12 protein-coding genes and 2 pseudogenes are annotated in these 15,033 nt (G+C 52.7%); 7 read left to right on the forward strand and 7 right to left on the reverse strand.

Annotation, left to right across the window (positions count from 1 at the left end; all coding sequences use genetic code 11):
- Positions 1-384: 384 nt before the first annotated feature.
- Both pntA and pntB read left to right on the forward strand, forming a co-directional pair.
- Entirely contained in the window at positions 385-1,914 is a 1,530-nt protein-coding gene (pntA, locus tag ACFK9X_RS11655) for a Re/Si-specific NAD(P)(+) transhydrogenase subunit alpha (RefSeq protein ID WP_001219354.1), read from the forward strand.
- A gap of 10 nt (positions 1,915-1,924) precedes the next feature.
- Positions 1,925-3,313: a Re/Si-specific NAD(P)(+) transhydrogenase subunit beta gene (gene pntB / locus ACFK9X_RS11660; protein WP_000014056.1), complete on the forward strand. Its 1,389-nt coding sequence runs from the start codon at positions 1,925-1,927 to the stop codon at positions 3,311-3,313.
- 174 nt (positions 3,314-3,487) lie between these two features.
- On the opposite strand, the gene ACFK9X_RS11665 is transcribed toward pntB, so the two are convergent.
- The gene (locus ACFK9X_RS11665) at positions 3,488-4,552 is read right to left on the reverse strand and encodes an AI-2E family transporter (protein WP_391022313.1); all 1,065 of its coding nucleotides are present in this window, start codon (positions 4,550-4,552) and stop codon (positions 3,488-3,490) included.
- 417 nt (positions 4,553-4,969) lie between these two features.
- Here ACFK9X_RS11665 and mdtJ point away from each other — a divergent pair, with 417 nt between their 5' ends.
- The gene (gene mdtJ, locus ACFK9X_RS11670) at positions 4,970-5,332 is read left to right on the forward strand and encodes a multidrug/spermidine efflux SMR transporter subunit MdtJ (protein ID WP_151116497.1); all 363 of its coding nucleotides are present in this window, start codon (positions 4,970-4,972) and stop codon (positions 5,330-5,332) included.
- Entirely contained in the window at positions 5,319-5,648 is a 330-nt protein-coding gene (gene mdtI, locus ACFK9X_RS11675) for a multidrug/spermidine efflux SMR transporter subunit MdtI (RefSeq protein WP_001183821.1), read from the forward strand. The genes mdtJ and mdtI overlap by 14 nt, the downstream gene beginning before the upstream one ends.
- A gap of 39 nt (positions 5,649-5,687) precedes the next feature.
- Here mdtI and ACFK9X_RS11680 read toward each other — a convergent pair.
- The 3 genes and pseudogenes from ACFK9X_RS11680 to ACFK9X_RS11690 all read right to left on the reverse strand — a co-directional run bounded on the left by ACFK9X_RS11680 (position 5,688) and on the right by ACFK9X_RS11690 (position 8,675).
- Positions 5,688-6,510, reverse strand: a pseudogene (locus tag ACFK9X_RS11680) (trypsin-like serine peptidase).
- Positions 6,511-6,778: 268 nt separating this feature from the next.
- The gene (gene asr, locus ACFK9X_RS11685; RefSeq protein WP_151116499.1) at positions 6,779-7,027 is read right to left on the reverse strand and encodes an acid resistance repetitive basic protein Asr; all 249 of its coding nucleotides are present in this window, start codon (positions 7,025-7,027) and stop codon (positions 6,779-6,781) included.
- A gap of 394 nt (positions 7,028-7,421) precedes the next feature.
- Positions 7,422-8,675 (reverse strand): MFS transporter, encoded by a 1,254-nt coding sequence (locus ACFK9X_RS11690; protein ID WP_000091796.1) that lies wholly within the window; start codon positions 8,673-8,675, stop codon positions 7,422-7,424.
- Positions 8,676-8,794: 119 nt separating this feature from the next.
- Here ACFK9X_RS11690 and ACFK9X_RS11695 point away from each other — a divergent pair, with 119 nt between their 5' ends.
- From ACFK9X_RS11695 to bioD, 3 genes are all read left to right on the forward strand, one after another.
- Positions 8,795-9,694: a LysR family transcriptional regulator gene (locus ACFK9X_RS11695; RefSeq protein WP_151116501.1), complete on the forward strand. Its 900-nt coding sequence runs from the start codon at positions 8,795-8,797 to the stop codon at positions 9,692-9,694.
- 127 nt (positions 9,695-9,821) lie between these two features.
- The gene (gene mlc / locus ACFK9X_RS11700) at positions 9,822-11,042 is read left to right on the forward strand and encodes a sugar metabolism global transcriptional regulator Mlc (RefSeq protein ID WP_151116503.1); all 1,221 of its coding nucleotides are present in this window, start codon (positions 9,822-9,824) and stop codon (positions 11,040-11,042) included.
- A gap of 125 nt (positions 11,043-11,167) precedes the next feature.
- A complete protein-coding gene (gene bioD, locus ACFK9X_RS11705) occupies positions 11,168-11,863 on the forward strand; it encodes a dethiobiotin synthase (protein WP_000919233.1) in 696 nt (231 codons plus the stop codon).
- On the opposite strand, the gene clcB is transcribed toward bioD, so the two are convergent.
- The 3 genes and pseudogenes from clcB to osmW form a co-directional block, all read right to left on the reverse strand.
- A complete protein-coding gene (gene clcB / locus ACFK9X_RS11710; RefSeq protein WP_151116505.1) occupies positions 11,819-13,108 on the reverse strand; it encodes a voltage-gated ClC-type chloride channel ClcB in 1,290 nt (429 codons plus the stop codon). The two genes, bioD and clcB, sit on opposite strands and share 45 nt — an antisense overlap.
- Positions 13,109-13,243: 135 nt before the next feature.
- Complete coding sequence (gene osmV / locus ACFK9X_RS11715; protein ID WP_000593088.1) at positions 13,244-14,392, reverse strand: osmoprotectant ABC transporter ATP-binding protein OsmV; 1,149 nt, start codon at positions 14,390-14,392, stop codon at positions 13,244-13,246.
- Positions 14,392-15,032 (reverse strand): annotated as a pseudogene (osmW, locus tag ACFK9X_RS11720) (osmoprotectant ABC transporter permease OsmW). The gene osmV and the pseudogene osmW overlap by 1 nt, the downstream one beginning before the upstream one ends.
- Between the last annotated feature and the right edge of the window lies 1 nt (position 15,033).

A 15,033-nucleotide genomic window follows, 5' to 3' on the forward strand; every position in this document is an offset into this window, starting at 1 on the left:
TTTGCCGATATGTCGAAAAAAACGGCGTCCGGGTGGCTAAGCTAATGAAGCGCATAAATTTAATAAGTTAATTTAATGTTAATTTCTTGATCCCGGCAGAGGTTTAATGATGTTTTGCTGTCAAATTTGAGCGAATTATCAGCCCTCGCAGGCCATTTTCAAGGCATTATGGCTGCTTAGCGGCTGAATCGTTCATGTTTTGCAAATTTGATAAAAAATTCTGTTTTTTGGCGCTAGATCACAGGCGTTATTTTCAGTAGGTTATAGAGAGTTTGTAACGGTTTTATTCTGCTGGGGTAACATTTACCTCAAACGCGGGCAGGCGTACGCTTCTCGCGCTTACTGACAAACCATCATCAAAAATATCGATGGAAGGGAACATTTATGCGAATTGGCATACCAAAAGAGCGGTTACCCAATGAAACCCGTGTCGCTGCGACGCCGAAAACGGTAGAGCAGCTACTGAAGCTGGGGTTTAGCGTCGCTATCGAAAGCGGGGCGGGTCAACTGGCAAGTTTTGACGACAAAGCGTTTGCGCAGGCTGGCGCGGATATTGTAGACGGCAATGCTATCTGGCAGTCGGAAATTATTCTCAAGGTTAATGCGCCTGAAGAAGATGAAATCGCTTTACTGAACCCCGGAACTACGCTGGTCAGTTTTATCTGGCCTGCGCAAAATCCTGGGTTAATGGAGAAACTTGCCGAACGTAAGGTTACGGTGATGGCGATGGACTCCGTGCCGCGTATTTCCCGCGCGCAGTCGCTCGACGCGTTAAGCTCAATGGCGAATATCGCGGGTTATCGCGCCATTGTAGAGGCCGCGCATGAATTTGGGCGCTTCTTTACCGGCCAAATCACCGCCGCCGGGAAAGTGCCGCCGGCGAAGGTGATGGTGATTGGTGCGGGCGTTGCCGGTCTTGCGGCTATCGGCGCGGCAAACAGCCTGGGGGCGATTGTCCGCGCGTTTGACACTCGTCCTGAAGTCAAAGAGCAGGTCCAGAGTATGGGGGCTGAGTTCCTCGAACTGGATTTTAAAGAGGAAGCCGGTAGCGGCGATGGTTACGCCAAAGTCATGTCCGAGGCGTTTATCAAAGCGGAAATGGCGCTCTTTGCCGCCCAGGCCAAAGAGGTCGATATCATTGTTACCACCGCGTTGATTCCGGGCAAACCTGCGCCGAAGCTGATTACCCGCGATATGGTCGATTCTATGAAGGCCGGCAGCGTGATTGTCGACCTGGCCGCGCAGAACGGCGGTAACTGCGAATATACCGTCGCTAATCAGGTTGTGACGACGGACAATGGCGTGAAAGTGATTGGCTACACCGATCTACCGGGGCGTTTGCCGACGCAGTCATCCCAACTTTATGGCACCAACCTGGTTAACCTGCTGAAGCTGCTGTGCAAAGAGAAAGACGGCAATATTGACGTGGATTTTGACGATGTCGTGATCCGTGGCGTGACGGTGATTCGTGACGGCGACATTACCTGGCCTGCGCCGCCAATCCAGGTTTCCGCGCAGCCACAGGCCGCGCCTAAAGCAGCACCTGCGCCAAAAGAGCCGGAAAAGCCCGCTTCACCCTGGCGGAAGTATGCGTTAATGGCGCTGGCGATCATTCTTTTTGGCTGGCTGGCCGATGTCGCGCCAAAAGAGTTCCTCGGCCATTTTACCGTGTTTGCGCTCGCCTGCGTGGTTGGTTATTACGTGGTGTGGAACGTGTCTCATGCGCTTCATACGCCATTAATGTCGGTGACCAACGCAATTTCAGGGATTATTGTTGTCGGGGCATTATTGCAAATTGGTCAGGGCGGCTGGGTCAGCTTCCTGAGCTTTATCGCGGTGCTTATCGCCAGCATTAATATTTTCGGTGGCTTCACCGTGACTCAGCGTATGCTGAAAATGTTCCGGAAAAACTAAGGGGTAACACATGTCTGGAGGATTAGTTACAGCTGCATACATTGTTGCCGCGATCCTGTTTATTTTCAGTCTTGCCGGGCTTTCAAAGCATGAAACGTCCCGCCAGGGGAATAACTTCGGTATTGCCGGGATGGCGATCGCGTTGCTGGCGACCATTTTCGGGCCGGATACCGGCAACGTGGCATGGATTCTGGTCGCCATGATTATTGGCGGCGCGATTGGCATCCGCATGGCGAAAAAAGTTGAGATGACCGAGATGCCGGAGCTGGTCGCGATTCTGCACAGTTTCGTGGGCCTGGCGGCGGTACTGGTTGGCTTTAACAGCTATCTGTACCATGACGCCAGTCTGGCGCCGGTGCTGGTGAATATTCATCTGACCGAAGTCTTCCTCGGTATCTTTATTGGCGCAGTCACTTTCACTGGATCGATCGTAGCGTTTGGTAAACTGCGCGGCAAAATCTCTTCTAAGCCGTTGATGTTGCCTAACCGTCACAAAATGAACCTGGCGGCGCTGGTTGTTTCTTTCCTGTTGCTGCTGGTTTTTGTCCGCACCGAAAGCGTGGGTCTACAGGTTCTGGCGCTGCTGCTGATGACCATTATCGCGCTGGCGTTTGGTTGGCATCTGGTCGCCTCTATCGGCGGGGCGGACATGCCGGTGGTTGTTTCAATGCTGAACTCCTATTCCGGTTGGGCTGCCGCGGCGGCTGGCTTCATGTTGAGCAACGATTTGCTGATTGTGACCGGCGCGCTGGTCGGTTCGTCAGGCGCGATCCTGTCTTACATTATGTGTAAAGCGATGAACCGCTCTTTCATCAGCGTTATTGCTGGTGGGTTCGGTACTGACGGCTCCTCAACGGGCGACGATCAGGAAGCTGGCGAGCATCGCGAAATCACGGCGGAAGAGACCGCTGAGATGCTGAAAAACTCCCACTCCGTCATTATTACGCCGGGGTACGGGATGGCGGTGGCGCAGGCGCAGTATCCGGTGGCGGAAATCACCGAAAAACTGCGTGCGCGCGGTATCAACGTGCGTTTCGGCATTCATCCGGTGGCGGGTCGCCTGCCGGGGCATATGAACGTGCTGTTGGCAGAGGCGAAAGTGCCTTATGACATCGTGCTGGAAATGGACGAAATCAATGATGATTTCGCCGATACCGATACCGTGCTGGTGATTGGCGCGAACGATACGGTGAACCCGGCGGCGCAAGACGATCCCCGCAGCCCGATCGCCGGTATGCCGGTTCTCGAAGTGTGGAAAGCACAGAATGTCGTGGTCTTTAAGCGTTCAATGAATACTGGTTATGCTGGTGTGCAGAACCCGCTGTTCTTTAAAGAGAATACGCAAATGCTGTTTGGCGATGCCAAAGCCAGCGTGGATGCGATTCTGAAAGCGCTTTAATCTTTTAAACGTGCGGCGGCCTCTTCGGAGGCCGTTTTTATAAACTTCATCCTTTAAGCTGCCTCTTTGTTGGCTGCGCTCAGAAACCCCGGTCACATCGTTATCTATGCTCCCGGGGATTTCTTCCCTTGCCGCCGCGAGGCATCTTGAATGATTTTGTGTATGTATTGCATTTTATCTTTTGTTTAAATCGCTAAGCAGAACGGCGATACTCTGCCCGCCGGTGGTCTGTTCGAGGGCGATTTTGACAATGATGGTTAACGGAACGGAGAGCAACATGCCCACCGGACCTAATAGCCAGCCCCAGAAAATTAACGACAAAAATACCACTAAGGTTGAAAGGCCTAAACCACGTCCCATGATTCGTGGCTCAAGGATATTGCCGAAGACCAGATTAATCAGCAGATAGCCTGCCAGCACCAGCACCAGCACCAGCACCAGCACCAGCACCAGCAGCGCATCATAAAACCCGTTAAATACCAGCACCTGAATAATGGGTGGCAGGGCAGCGAGCACCGATCCAATATTAGGAATATAGTTCAGCGCGAAGGCCAGTAGACCCCAGACAAAGGCGAAGCGGACATCCAGCACGGCCAGCATTCCCCATGCGACCAGCCCCGTCACGATACTGATCGCTGTTTTTAGCACCAGATAATGGGAAACGCTATCAAGCGCGCGTTGAATTGCCGCCATGCCCTCCACCGGACGGCTCATCATCTGCTGCAGTTTTTCAGGCAGTTGTGGAACCTCCAGCAGCATAAATACCACGGTCAATAACAATAAAAAGATGGACGACATGGCATTGGACAGTTGGGTGAGCAGGTTCGTTACCAGAGTCATGGCGGCGTTTGGATCGATATATTTCGCCAGCTCATCAACCGACACGCCAATGCCTGCTCGCTGTAACCACGGTTCAATACGTTGCAACGGTATCACCAATGAGGAGCGATATTGCGGTAGGGTACGAGCCAGTTCATTTAATGATGTCCCCAAATAGGCCAGTAGCAGTACCATTAACATAACAATAATCACAATGAGCAATGATACGGCGATAACGCGCGGAATTCGGCATCGGGTCATCCGTTGCACAACGGGATTGAGAACGACTGCAATAAATAACGCCAAAATAAAGGGAACAATGATATCTGCGGCGAAGCGGATACCGCTCAGAATAACCACCAGCATTCCCAGCATAATGACGATTTTTAGACCATTGAGCGTGATGATCGGTTTTGCCATATCAGTCCCTGTTTTCTGATGCCGACACGAATAATAATGTGATGTCGGTCGACCTGTTCTGGTTAAAATCAAACACTTCAGGTAAAGAAGTGAAAATATTTTGAGTTAATTCTTGGCTTATGATACAAATCAGGCGTGTTCAACTACCGAGGACAATTATCATCCGCGATGACGAGAAGCAACACTGCGGATAATTGTAATATTATGGACAATATGTTCAGCGCTTTTTTCTCCACGCAAACGCATCTTCACTCTACCTCCTTTTTCCTGCTTATCGGCGAGCAGCACTGGCGTAACGCGCTTTAGTCTCTCACTTCTGCCTGAGCTGGCGCAATGCGCTGTGCTAACTGATTTTATTTTTTAGTTTGCTGCGTGCAGCAGACTCGAAAGAGTATATTCTCATGCAGGAGAAGTGTCATGTTTTACTGGATTTTATTAGCTCTGGCTATCGCGACTGAAATTACCGGCACGCTCTCAATGAAATGGGCTAGCGTGGGTAATGGCAATGCGGGTTTTATTTTAATGCTGGTGATGATCACGCTGTCATATATATTTCTTTCTTTTGCGGTAAAAAAGATTGCCCTGCGTGTAGCGTATGCCTTATGGGAAGGGATCGGCATTTTATTTATTACCATTTTTAGCGTGCTGCTATTTGATGAAGCATTATCAACCATGAAGATTGCCGGCTTGCTGACGCTGGTCGCCGGCATCGTATTGATCAAATCAGGGACGCGTAAACCCGGCAAACCGGTGAAGGAGGCGACTCGTGCAACAATTTGAATGGATACACGGCGCCTGGCTTGGGTTGGCAATAATGCTGGAAATCGCGGCTAACGTATTGTTGAAATTTTCGGACGGCTTTCGCCGTAAATGCTATGGCATCTTATCGCTTGCCGCTGTTCTGGCCGCCTTCAGCGCGCTTTCCCAGGCGGTAAAAGGGATAGACCTGTCGGTGGCGTATGCGTTATGGGGCGGTTTTGGTATTGCCGCCACGCTGGCGGCGGGCTGGGTGCTCTTCGGCCAGCGCTTAAACCCCAAAGGCTGGGTTGGCGTGATATTGCTGCTCGCCGGAATGGTCATGATCAAATTTGCCTGAGACGATCGCTGCCTGTCGGTTCAGGCAGCGATTCCCGCATTAATCCTGCGCCAGAGCTTTCAGCTTATCGCGAAAGCCGGTGACGGATATAGCGCGGTTATCGGCGCGCCAGCGATCTTTAGCCGCAGGGGCGGAGCTTTGTACGCCAATGAGCTGCCATCCGCTATCCGTGTGCAATAAGAGCGGCGAGCCGCTGTAGCCAGGTAACGTGTCGCACTGGTGTGAGAGTACGGCATTCTGCGCCCAGCCGGTCACGACGCAATCCTGATGGGAATAGAGCGCATTCAGATGATCTTCCGGATAACCGGACTGCGTGACTTTTCGGTCTGCGGCTTTCAACGCCGCAGTGAGCGCCGCTTTATCGCCGGTAAATAAAGGCACTGGTGTGATACCGGAAGGTGGGTAGCGCAATATTACCAGACCAAAATCCCAGCTTGCCGCGGCAGGCGGCACAATCCAGCCATCGCCATCCGCTTTCAGGCGTCGGCCCAGCGACGGTTCAACGCGGCCTTCAATGCCGTGGATTTCATAGCGCCATACTCCTTTTCGCGCCACAAAACGCAGCGCAACCGCCTTGTCTGGTTTTCCTTTCGGTGGCGTTAGCAGGCAGTGACCTGCTGTCAGGGCGATATGCGGGGAGATAAGCGTTGCCGTACACAAATTACCGCTGGCGGTCTCTAGTTGCCCGATGGCATCCCACGGCGATTGGGTAGGATCGGCGACGGGCACCCGATCGTCATGGTTAAAAAAAAAGCGTTTTGACGTCGCTGGCATCCGTGGCGTCTGTTTCAGACCCCCTGGCTTTCGCCATAACCGGTAAAAAACACACTATGCCCAGTAATACAGCAATGGTTTTATGCATATCACACTCTGGTGGGTAATTATGATTATTAACAACAAATCCTCAGTACTACTATAGACGTGACGGTAAGAAAGTGGGAGTAAAATCAGATAACTACACTCAGGAAAGATAGAAATGCGTGGCAATAGCGGCGCATAAAATAAGCACGATAAGAATGAGCTCAAAGCGGTAGCGAGACACTTTTTTGCCCTCCCGGAAGGCGGCGCTAAACCAGAACAATTTAGCGCCGTAAAAACGGGCGCGGGGGCGCGCCGCAGCATGTTACGACTTACGCAGCCGGTTGAGTAGTTGGTTTTGACGGGGTTTTGGCTGGCGCTTTACCACCTTTTTTCTGGTGCTTTTTAGCCGCCTGCGCTTTTTGCTCAACGGTTTTTTTATGCTGTTTTTTGTGGTGCTGGGTGTTCTGGGTTGTTTTGGCAGGCGCTGCGGTTTTCGCAGGCGTTGCAGTCTCAGCCGCGAATGCTGCGGAAGAGAGACCCATTGCAGCGGCAACAACCAGAGTTAATACTTTTTTCATTTTGATACCCTCGATTTGGTTTTCATTCAACCCCACTGCGGGGCCGGTGAAATGACTATATCGCTGTTATCAAAAGGCTTCCGTGAGTGATTGGTTTCGGCATGTAACGCTATGTACAATCCCCCGGTAACGCGATGTAAGCCCCCACCATAATAGGTAGCTTTACGTTACCGGCCGTTATTTTTGGTCGCAGAGTCGGTAATATCCGCCCTCCAGAATAACAGGCACACCGTATATGAATCCGATAATCTGGGTGGTATTTACGCTTCTGGCGCTGGATGCAATCAGAGAAGTTATGGGCGTATCAAGCCTGACAGGTCTATGGTGAACAGTGAGTCGTGGCGTGAAACCAGCCCGGCGATAGCGCACGTTGCTATCGCCGGATTATTTCTTTTCAGGCGTGAAGACGATGATGTAACCGCGTCCCGACCAGGATGGCCAGCACCAGCATTAGCGCGATAAAACCACCTACGCCGTTCCAGCCGTAACTATGCCAGAATACGCCGCCTAGCGTCCCGGCGATACTGGACCCCAGATAATAGCTGAAAAGATAAAGTGACGAGGCCTGTCCCTTCGCCCGGCGCGCACGCGGGCCAATCCAACTACTGGCCACGGAGTGCGCGGCGAAAAAGCCGGCGGAAAAAAGCAGCATCCCGGCAAAAATCAGCCAAAGCGAGGTAAAAAGCGTCAGTAAAAGCCCGCCCAGCATTACTGCGGTAGAGAACAGCATCACCGGCCCCCGGCCATAGCGTGAGGTCATTGCGCCAGCTTTCGGCGAGCTCCATGTGCCGGTGAGATAGGCTACGGATAACAGTCCGACCACGGCCTGGCTTAATTCCCAGGGGGAGAGCATCAGGCGATAGCCAATGTAGTTAAACAGGGTGACGAACGCGCCCATCAGTAAAAAACCTTCCGCAAACAGCAGAGGTAGCCCCCGATCGCGCCAGTGGAGACGGAAATTAATAAATAGCGTTTTAGGCCGTAGCGACGTGGGACGGAAATGTTGCGAGGCGGGTAAAATCTTCCAGAACATCAGCGCGGACGCCAGCGCAAAGCATCCGATGGCCGCCAGCGCGATGCGCCAGTTAAAAAAGTCGGTCATGACGCCGCTTAATAAACGCCCGCTCATCCCGCCGATGGAATTACCGCTAATATAGAGTCCCATAGAGAAAGCGACAAAGCTGGGATGGATTTCTTCACTCAGGTAGGTCATTCCCACCGCGGCGACGCCGCTTAACGACAGACCGATCAGCGCACGCATAATCAGAATACCATGCCAGCTGGTCATCATGGTTGATAACAATGTGCAGCAGGAGGCTAATAACAAGGCGGTGACCATCACCGGTTTACGGCCTATCGCATCAGAAAGCGGGCCGGTAAAAAGTAAGCCGATAGCCAGCATGGCGGTAGAAATAGAAAGTGAAACGCTGCTGCTGGCGGGGGAGACGCCAAACTCCTGGGAAAGTACCGGTAGTATAGGCTGGACGCAATAAAGGAGCGCGAAAGTCGCCAGGCCCGCGGAAAAAAGAGCCAGCGTGACGCGCATGAAAGGCGCTGTACCGCGTTTAATAAATTGAACCGGCTGAGAATGGCGTTGTTCATCGATATCGCTCGCCGTGGCGTCATCGAGAATAGTTGTACGACTCACGTTAAATCCTTGCTTTACATCTCCGTCAACAGGAGACGGGTATAACCGACATGTAAAGCATAGAAAAAGCAAAATATTCTGTCTAATATATTAATTGTATCAAATAAGATGTTAAAAATATGAATATCGAATTACGTCATTTACGTTACTTTGTGGCGGTAGCAGAAGAGCTGCATTTTGGTCGCGCCGCCGCGCGCCTCAATATCTCGCAGCCGCCGCTGAGTCAGCAGATACAAATTCTGGAGCAGCAGGTCGGCGCGCGATTACTGGCGCGGACCAACCGCAGCGTAGCGTTAACCGCCGCCGGGCGACAGTTTCTGGTGGATAGCCGACACATCCTGAGTCTGGTAAACGACGCCGCCGCTCGCGCCGAGCGGTTGCATCAGGGCGAAGCGGGTGAAATCCGTATTGGCTTTACGTCTTCAGCGCCTTTTATTCGGGCGGTATCGCATACCTTTTCGCTGTTCCGCCAGTCCTATCCGGGAGTGCATATGCAAACGCGTGAAATGAATACGCGTGAGCAAATCGCGCCGCTCAACGAAGGCGTACTGGATATTGGCTTGCTGCGGAATACGCCGCTGCCCGACACACTTAATCGCGAGGTGATTTTGCATGAGCCGCTTATGGCCATGATCCCGCGCGAACATCGGCTGGCGCAAAAGCCGGTCGTCAGTCTGACAGAACTGGCGGAAGAACCTTTCGTCTTTTTCGATCCGCATGTCGGGACGGGCCTCTACGACGATATTCTCGGCCTGATGCGGCGCTATAACCTGTCGCCGACCATCACGCAGGAGGTTGGCGAGGCAATGACCATTATCGGTCTGGTGGCGGCGGGACTGGGTGTCTCGATTCTGCCGGCATCCTTTAAGAGTGTACAGATGAGCGAGATGCGCTGGGTTCCCCTGACGGAAGAGGAGGCCGTATCTGAAATGTGGCTGGTATGGCCGAAGCATCATGAACAGAGTCATGCCGTACAGCGGTTTTGCCAACTGCTATTAATGGCTGCCCGACGGGATTAATTACGCTTAAAAAGGGTGAAAATGTGCAGTTAATCACACGGCTAAGCAAAAAGTTGACGGCGAGTATTGAAGTGTTTCACCATAGCACACAGATTATTTCGGAGCGCGAAAATAAAGGGAGTGAGCGGTGGTTGCTGATAGTCAGCCTGGGCATATCGATCAAATTAAGCAGACCAATGCTGGCGCAGTGTATCGCCTGATTGATCAGCTCGGACCGGTATCGCGAATTGACCTGTCTCGTCTGGCGCAGTTAGCGCCTGCCAGTATTACGAAAATTGTTCGCGAAATGCTGGAAGCGCATTTGGTTCAGGAACTTGAAATTAAAGAGGCGGGCAGTCGTGGACGTCCCGCCGTCGGGCTGATGGTGGAAACGGAAGCCTGGCACTATTTATCTATTCGTATTAGCCGTGGCGAAATTTTCCTTGCACTGCGCGATCTTAGCAGCAAACTGGTGGTAGAAGAGTGTCTGGCGCTGCCGTTAAACGAAGCTACGCCGTTGCTTGAGCGAATTATTACGCACGTTGATCGGTTTTTTACCCGCCATCAGCAGAAACTGGAGCGTCTGACCTCCATTGCCATTACGTTACCGGGCATTATCGATACCGAAAACGGCGTTGTGCACCGGATGCCGTATTACGAAGATGTCAAAGAGATGCCTTTGGGAGATGCGCTGGAGCGGCACACCGGCGTACCGGTTTACATTCAGCATGATATTAGCGCCTGGACGATGGCAGAGGCGCTTTTTGGCGCCTCACGCGGCGCGCGCGACGTTATCCAGGTGGTGATTGATCATAATGTGGGGGCGGGCGTTATCACCGACGGTCATTTGCTTCATGCGGGCAGTAGCAGTCTGGTAGAGATTGGGCATACCCAGGTCGATCCTTATGGTAAGCTCTGTTATTGCGGTAATCATGGCTGTCTGGAGACCATCGCCAGCGTCGATAGCGTGCTGGAACTTACGCAGCTTCGGCTTAATCAGTCGATGAGTTCAATGTTGCACGGCCAGCCGTTAACGGTAGATTCACTGTGTCAGGCGGCGATGCAGGGAGATCTATTAGCAAAAGATATTATTAGCGGCGTTGGCGCGCATGTCGGACGCATTCTGGCTATCATGGTGAATTTATTTAATCCGCAAAAAATTCTTATTGGTTCGCCGCTAAGTAAAGCGGCTGATATCCTTTTTCCGGCCATTGCTGACAGTATCCGTCAGCAGGCGCTGCCCGCCTACAGCAGGAATACGGCAGTGGAAAGCACGCAGTTTACCAACCAGGGCACGATGGCCGGGGCGGCGTTGGTAAAAGACGCGATGTATAACGGCTCTTTGTTGATTCGTCTATTACAGGGTTAACATTTTTTAACTGTTGTACAAAAATTTGCGCTAACTCAAGCTGATTGCCCTTGCCATATCTTAGACTTTCTCCACTGTATTATTTTCCTGGCTTATATTTTCGAAGCATAACGGTGGAGTTAGTGATGCTGAAGCGTTTCTTTATTACAGGTACAGACACTTCTGTTGGGAAGACGGTGGTTTCCCGCGCATTACTACAAGCGTTAGCGTCGAGTGGTAAGAGCGTTGCAGGGTATAAACCTGTCGCTAAAGGGAGCAAAGAGACTGCAGAAGGGATGCGCAACAAAGATGCGCTGGTATTGCAAAGCGTCTCTTCGCTGGAGTTGCCGTATGAGGCGATTAATCCGATCGCGTTAAGCGAAGAAGAAAGCAGCGTCGCGCATAGCTGTCCTATAAATTACACCTTGCTGTCCAACGGTCTGGCGAGCCTGAGCGATAAAGTGGACCACGTGGTTGTGGAGGGTACTGGCGGCTGGCGTAGTTTGATGAATGATTTACGTCCATTGTCTGAATGGGTGGTACAGGAACAGTTACCGGTATTGATGGTGGTAGGGATTCAGGAGGGGTGCATTAATCATGCGCTACTGACTGCGCAAGCTGTCGCTAACGATGGACTGCCATTAATTGGCTGGGTGGCGAATCGTATCAATCCTGGCCTGGCGCATTATGCTGAAATTATTGATGTGCTTGGGAAAAAACTGCCAGCGCCGCTGATTGGCGAGTTACCGTACCTGCCGCGCGCCGAGCAGCGTGAGCTGGGGCAGTATATTCGTTTGTCAATGCTCGGCAGCGTGCTGGCGGTAGATAGAATCATGGCGTAACGTTCGCGAGAGCACTGACGCGACTACACAGGCAATCAGCAGACCGGGGAGTAACTGATACTCGCCGGTCATTTCACAAATCATCAGGGTGGACATTATCGGCGCATGGGTTGTCGCCGCCAGTAGCGTCGCCATACCCGCCAGCCCCAATAAAATCGCTATTTCATCCGAGCCTGGCAGCCAGAATCCCCATATCCGACCCAGAAACATTCCAATGGATAATCCGACAAATAATGTTGGCGTAAAGACGCCGCCCGGCGCGCCAGACCCGCTGCTGGCGAGCACCGCCAGGATTTTGCACGCAAAAATTCCGCCAATCAGCGAGAATAGCGGTGGGGAGAGCAGAAATGATTGTACGACGCTATAGCCGTTTCCCCATACCGTGGGCGTGAGTAACGACAGTAATCCGACAATAAGCCCGCCCAACGCCAGTTGCCAGGGCGGCGACAGTTTTAAACGTAAGAAACTATTATGGCTGGCTGTCATCAGCCACATCAGCAACGGGCCGCACAGACCGGCGACCAGGCCGGTACTGACTATCATGACGTACTCCCGCGCGTGGAGATCAACGGTCAGATGTACGGTATAGAGTAGTGAATCGCTACCGTTTAATACATGGGTGGTTAGCAGGGCGACGACGGCGGAAACGACAACCGGGCCGAGGGAAGCCAGCATTAAGGTACCGAACAGGATCTCCGCGATAAACAGGCTGCCCGCCAGCGGCGCATGGTAAGCGCCCGCCATGCCCGCAGCGGCGCCGCTGGCGATCCATAATTTCCATTCCTCACGCGGCGTGAAGCGTCGGGCAAAGCTGGATGCCGCCAGCGCGGCGAGGAGGATCATTGCGCCTTCGCGACCAATTGCGCTGCCGCTGACCACGACCAGCAGCGAGGCCAGCGATTTCACCAGACTGGCGCCAACGTCAAATTGCCCGTCGGTTTGCAATGCTTCCATATAGTCAGTGGGCGCATGGGGGCGCTGTTGGTTCATTTTTTGCCACCCCCACAGCAACAGACCAGCGGCCAGGCCGCCAAGCGCCGGCGTAATCAGCCGTCGCCAGGGCGAAAGCCCCTCAGCCGCATTCACCAGACTGCCGGTGTCATTATTCAGGAAAATCCACTCCAGCAATTGCATCGCATGACGGAAGGCGGCGACAGCCAGCGCCGCGAGAATACCGATGAACGTAGCGATCAGCAGGCGACGAAACATCGCGCGCAGATCCGGGTAAGCGTGTAAACGATGCATGAGCGGGTAAACAGGGAGTTTCAGGATAGCCTATTCTGCGGGGAAATGGCGTCAGACGCAAAAGCACTATGTGCGATATAATATTGCGTACAATAATGATATTGCCGGATAGCGAGAGGCCATCCGGCGGCAGCGTTAGCTGTTTTCGTGAATATTTAGCGCCCGACGCGTGCGGCCTGAGCTGAGATAATCGGCGATGTAATCCTGAGAGATTTCACCGTTATAGCGTCCGTCTTCATCAACGATCGGCATCCAGCTGGTATTACTTTCGTACAATCTGGACAGCACAATACGCAGATTATCTTCCGCTTTGCCCGTAATACGGAAAGGATGGGTTATATCGGCGCAGATTCCGCTGGCGTTCCGAGCCTCCCGGCGCTTCACAAATCCCAGTGGCTTACCGTCGTTGTCAATGACGGTAATGGCGCGAATATCGTGATCATCCATAATGCCGAACGCCTCGCTTAACGGCATGGAAGGCCGCGCGGTAATGGTTGGCTGTTGGTCGGTCACATCGCCCGCGGAGACCAGTAGCAAACGCTTTAACGTTCTGTCCTGACCGACAAACGACCCGACAAACTCGTTAGCCGGTTTGGCCAGCAGTTCATCAGGACTGGCGCACTGTACAATTCGCCCCTGACGGAACACGGCGATACGGTCGCCGAGTTTTAGCGCTTCGTCGATATCATGGCTGACCAGCATCACAGTCTTTTTTAGCTTACGCTGCATATCCAGAAACTGGTTCTGGATCACTTCGCGGTTAATGGGGTCCACCGCGCCGAAGGGCTCATCCATCAGCAGTACCGGCGGATCGGCGGCCAGAGCGCGGATCACGCCAATGCGCTGCTGCTGTCCCCCGGACATCTCCTTTGGATAGCGATGCAGAAATTTTCTGGCATCCAGCGCCACCATGTCCATCAACTCTTCGGCGCGTTGCTTGCAGCGCGCTTTGTCCCAACCCAACATGCGCGGCACAACGGTAATATTTTCTTCAATCGTCATATTAGGAAACAGGCCGATCTGCTGGATAACATACCCAATATTGCGGCGTAGCGTTACCGTATCCATATCGTTGGTATTCTCGCCGTTGATAAGAATATTACCGCTGCTGGGCGCGATCAGCCGGTTGATCATCTTTAACGTGGTGGTTTTGCCGCAGCCGGAGGGGCCAAGTAGTACGCACATTTCGCCTTCCGGCACGTTCAGGTTGACGTTGTCGACGGCTTTTAGCGGCTGACCCTTTTTCTGTACAAATTGTTTGGTGAGATTTTCCAGTTTTATCATTATCGTATCCCCTTAGGTGTCAGTACGACTTGCAGACGATGCAACAGCCAGTCAAGCACAATCGCCAGTAGACAGATCATCAGCGCGCCGGCAATTAACATGCGAATATCGCTGCCGCTAATGCCGTTTAACAGTAACAGCCCCAGACCGCCAGCGCCGATAACCGCGGCAATCGCCATCACGCCGATATTCATCACTACCGCGGTGCGGATACCCCCGAAAATAACCGGTAGGGCCATTGGGATTTCGACCCAGCGCAGCCGTTGCCAGAAAGTCATACCGATGCCGCGTCCCGCAGACCGGGCGGCAAACTATCAAGCGCAGTATGGGTATTACGGACAATCGGCAGTAAAGAGTAGAGAAAAACGGCCGTCACGGCGGGCAGAACACCAATACCATGTCCGATCAGCGAAAAGAGCGGGATCATTAATCCAAACAGCGCGATAGACGGAATGGTAAGAAGTAGCGTGGCGGCGCCCAATACCGGCGTTGCCAGCCATTTGTGGCGTACAATCAAAACGCCTAACGGTACGCCGATGATAATCGCCAGACCGACGGCCAGCGCGACCAGCCAGAGATGCTGAAAGGTAAGGCTGGCGAGATAGCCTGCATTATCCAGCATATAATGTATCGTATCCATA

Origin of the sequence: Salmonella sp. WC3 (assembly GCF_042932255.1) — a bacterium.
In the GTDB taxonomy this organism is placed as follows: Bacteria; Pseudomonadota; Gammaproteobacteria; order Enterobacterales; family Enterobacteriaceae; genus Salmonella; species Salmonella enterica.